At 63.5% G+C, this 4,543-nt stretch carries 2 protein-coding genes; both read left to right on the plus strand.

Annotated features, from left to right (window positions below; all coding sequences use genetic code 11):
- The first annotated feature begins 193 nt into the window (after nucleotides 1–193).
- Nucleotides 194–2,821, plus strand: coding sequence for a PQQ-binding-like beta-propeller repeat protein (locus PLL20_21600; protein ID HPD32595.1), 2,628 nt, complete (start codon nucleotides 194–196; stop codon nucleotides 2,819–2,821).
- A 21-nt stretch (nucleotides 2,822–2,842) separates the two neighbouring features.
- Nucleotides 2,843–4,276 (plus strand): sulfatase-like hydrolase/transferase, encoded by a 1,434-nt coding sequence (locus PLL20_21605; GenBank protein HPD32596.1) that lies wholly within the window; start codon nucleotides 2,843–2,845, stop codon nucleotides 4,274–4,276.
- Nucleotides 4,277–4,543 lie beyond the last annotated feature (267 nt).

Here is a 4,543-nt window from a genome sequence, read left to right on the forward strand (position 1 = left end):
TTGCGGCAGGTCTGCGCGGCCTTTGGCCGCTGCGACCGTGCCCTACTGATCTGGCCGCTCCGAACATGCCCTACCTTCATCACACGAGCCCCGCGTGTTGCGGTTTACACCCCGGTGCCTATCATTGGTTGTGATCCCACGGATCGGCGCGTCTGAGAGTACGTGTTGTTGAGCTTTCTTTTGGAGATCTGGCTTGCTGTTTCGGTTTGCGATTCTGATCGTGACGGCGGCACTCTCGGCCGGAGCGGCCTCGCAGTCCAAGCCGGCCACGTTGCCCGTCGCCTCCAGACCCGCCACGGCCCCGGCCAGCCGACCGGTCTCGCGCAGCCTGGTCATGAGCGGCGTGGTGTTCGAGGACCTCGACGCCGACGGCGTGCGAGACGACAACGAGCCGGCGCTGAAGGACATGTCCGTGTCCGATGGACTTGGTTTCGTCCGGACCCAAGCCGACGGCCGTTTCGAGTTCAAACTCCGCGAGCAGTCTCGGGGCTCGGTCTTCGTTTGCACACCGGCCGGTTGGCGGGCCTCGAAGCACTTCTTCGTCATTGCGGATTTCGATCGTTATGCCGACAAGGTCCAGCCGGCCGACATCGGCCTGGTTCGCGATCCCGCCCGCAACACCGACCGTTTCGTCTTCGTCCAACTGAGCGACACGCACGTCACCGAAGCCGAGAGTGCCGTTCAGACCATGGCCGAAGACTTGGAGGTAGTAAACAACCTCTCGGACACGCCCACGTTCGTGGTGACCACGGGCGACTTGACCAACGTTGGCAAGCAAGTCGCGCAGTTCGAGGGCTACGCGAGAGCCACCCGAGACAACCGATACCCGTTCTATAACGTCGTCGGAAACCACGACTACGGCGGCGAGCTCCGCGACACGGAGAATTACGAGAAGTACCTCGGTCCGCCCTATTACTCTTTCGACGTCGGGCCGTACCACTTCATCGCCCGCGACATTATTGCCCGTGACAGAAAGAGCGGCTTCTTTGAGCGCCAGACCGAGTGGATCGAGCGCGACCTCCGTCTGAACGCCGTCGGCAAGCGGGTGGTGGTGTTCCAGCACTACATCCCGACGATTCGCGAACTCGACTGGTGGGCGGAGCGCAATGGGGCAGCAATCTTTTCAGGCCACTGGCACGGCCGTCGGGAGCGAGAATACAAGGGGATTCTCGACATCAACAGTTCGACGCTTCGCTTCGGCGGCATCGACCGCAGCCCGCGCGGATTCCGGATCATCCATGTGGATGGGCAACAGATGCGATGCGAGTGGCGGCTGGGTGCCCAGAGACAGCGGGTCGAGATCGTGCATCCGCCGGTCAATGGCTTGACCTTCGGGCGTGCCGTGCCGATCCGCATTCTTGCATATGACACGGCGGTCCGCGTCAGGGGCGTTCGATATCGCGTTTTTGACGCGGATGATGCCGCATCCAACCGGACCGAGCCGATCGCCCGGGGTGATCTGTGGGCCGAGGGTTCGTGGACCTGGGCCGGCCGATGGCAGGTTCCGTCGGACGTCTGGTCCGGCCTGAAACGCATCGAGGTCGAGGCTACGGCGGCCGACGGCACCGTTTGGAAGCAGGCGGGCGTGTTCAAGCTGGACGTCAACGGTGTCGCAATCGTCAAACCCGGCCAGGCCTGGCCTTTCTTCCACAACGACGCGGGCCATCGCGGCTACGTTTCGGACGGTCCTCGCCCGCCGCTGGTACCGGCATGGTCGACGCATATCGGCGGCACGATTCACATCTCCAGCCCGGTGATCGCCGACGGGCGCGTCTATGCCGCCTCCAGCTTCGAGAGCTCGCTCGATGATTGTGCCATCACGGCGCTTGACCTGGTGACCGGCCGGAAGCTCTGGCGTGCTCCTGTGGACTCCTCGATCAAGCACAGCCTGGCGGTGTGGGACGGCAACATCATGGCCGTGTCCCAGGCGGCGACGCTCTACTGTTTCAACAAGGACGGCTTCCCGCGATGGACGGCCTCGCTCGATCGCGGCCACGACGATCGTTGGGAAACGAGTTTCCCGGTCACCGACGGCAAGCTCGTGTATGCCGGGCGTTGCAGCGGTTTCGGCGCGTACGACCTCGCGTCAGGCGAACCGTTGTGGAAGCAACCCGGCGGGAGCGACTGGTGGCCGAACATCTATTCCGGACCGAGTCTGGGCACGGGTGTTGTCTACCAGGGCGGCCCATTCGCCAGAGCACTGGACCCGGCCACGGGGGACATCCGCTGGTCGAACAACCAGATGGCCGTCTCGACCGTGGCGGTGGTCCCGGCCGCGGTTGAGCAGAGCCAGGACGGCGATCGGCTGTACGTATTCCAGAACAAGAAGACGCTCCTGTGCTTGGATGGCAGATCGGGGCAGCAGCTCTGGGAGGCCGCTTTTGAAAGCGCCGACGGCCAGGGCAGGGAGGTTGTACCGCTGGGCGACGAGACAGGCACGCCTGCGATCGGTGAGAGCATCGTCTGCGTGGGCAGCGCGGAGGTGTCGAGCAAGGATCAGTCGTTTGACGCCGCGATGAACGGCTTCGACAAGGCCACCGGCGAGTTGCGGTGGCGATTCGCCGTGGGGCAGGAGCTTTCTCCGACGGTTCCATACAAGCGAGACAGTGCAACCATCACCAGTTCGCCGGTCGTCGTGGGCGATGTGGTCTACTTCGGGGCGAGCGACGGCTGGTTCTACGCCCTCGATGTCAGTGATGGTCATCTGCTCTGGAAGTATCGGTTCGGCCTGCCGATCGCCTCGACCGCGGCGGTTTCCGGGAATACCGTGATCGTGACCACGTGGGATGGGACGGTTCATGCCATGGTGGCCACGGATTAGCCACACTGGGGAGGTCCCGACATGCGATGTGCTTTGCTTGCCGTTACTGCGGTTTTCTTGCTGTGCTCATCGATCGCGATCGGTGAAGAATCTGCAACGCCGCCTAACGTCATCTTCATTCTCGCCGACGATCTGGGCTGGGGCGACTTGAGCTGCTACGGCCATCAGCGGCTCAAGACGCCGCATCTGGACAAGCTTGCCTCGCAGGGGACGTTGTTCACTCAGTTCTATGTGAATGGCTCGGTTTGTTCGCCGAGCCGCTGCGCGTTTTTCACCGGCCAGTATCCGGCGCGGCATCGCATTCACGGTCATTACGCTGAGCACGACCTGAATGCGCAGCGTGGCATGTCTAACTGGCTTGACCCGAAGGTTCCGAATGTGGCCGCGCTGCTGAAATCGCGGGGCTATGCGACCGCTCATTTCGGCAAATGGCACCTGGGTAGCGGGCCGGGGGCGCCGAACCCGACCGAGTACGGTTTTGATGAAGCCAAGACCATGGTGTCGGCCTTCCCGGCCTGGCATGAGCCTGCGGCCACGTTCTGGGCGAAGTCGACGGGGCTGTTTGTCGATGAGGCCTTGCGATTCATTGAGGCGAATAAGAGCAAGCCGTTTTACGTGAACATCTGGACGTTGGTGCCGCATGCGACGTTGAACCCGACCGACGAGCAGATGAAACCATATGAGCACTTGGGGCCGAAAGGCGTGCCACACAAGGGTGCCGAGGCCATCTATTATGGCTCGGTGGGCGACCTGGACGCACAGATCGGTCGCTTGCTGGGCGAGTTGGAGACGATGGGGGTGGCCGAGAACACGCTGGTCGTTTTCTCCAGCGACAACGGGCCCGAGGACATCCACATCACCAATGCCGGTCACAGCGGTGTCGGTTCGGCCGGGCCGTTCCGCGGGCGCAAACGCAGCCTGTACGAGGGCGGCATTCGAGTGCCGTTCATCGTTCGGTGGCCGGGGCATGTGCCGGCCGGGCGGATCGACAACGAGTCGGTCGTCGCAGGCGTCGATTTCCTGCCGACGGTGTGCAAGCTGATCGGTGTCCAGCCTCCGGCGGGCCATGCGCTGGACGGCGAGGATGTCAGCGACGTCTTGCTGGGTCAGCCGAGGCCACGGAAGACGCCGCTGATGTGGGAGTGGCGGTTTCACGTGTTTGGCGAGCCGTTCCACCGCAGCCCGATTCTGGCCATTCGCGAGGGTGACTGGAAGCTGCTGATGAACCCGGATCGCAGCCGCGTGGAGTTGTATGACATCCCGCGCGACCCGATGCAGATGAACAACCTGGCCGAGAAGAACAAAGATATCGTCGATCGATTGGCTGCCAAGGTCCTGGCCTGGCAGAAGGCGCTGCCCGAAGGCCCCATCGAGCCCACGGCCGGCAAAGACGACTACCCTTGGCCGGGACAGGCCAAGCCCGCGCCGCGCCAGCCGCGAGCCAAAGCGAGGTAGGGCAGCGTCGAGGTCGCCGCAGCGACCGAGACCTGCCGTTTCTTTCTGTCGTTGGTTCTGGGCGTCCGTTGACCAGGTTGTCCCGGTCGGGGATGGTTGCGGCAGGTCTGCGCGGCCTTTGGCCGCTTCGACCTGCCCTACGTGATCTGGCGGCTGCGAACATGCTTACGGGGATGGTTGCGGCAGGTCTGCGCGGCCTTTGGCCGCTTCGACCGTGCCCTACGTGATCTGGCGGCTGCGAACATGTCCTACGGGGATGGTTGCGGC

This window comes from Phycisphaerae bacterium (assembly GCA_035384605.1).
In the GTDB taxonomy this organism is placed as follows: Bacteria; Planctomycetota; Phycisphaerae; order UBA1845; family PWPN01; genus JAUCQB01.

Coding starts and splice junctions, on each gene's coding strand:
- PLL20_21605 (HPD32596.1), top strand. CDS start 2,843: ATGCGATGTGCTTTGCTTGCCGTTACTGCGGTTTTCTTGCTGTGCTCA.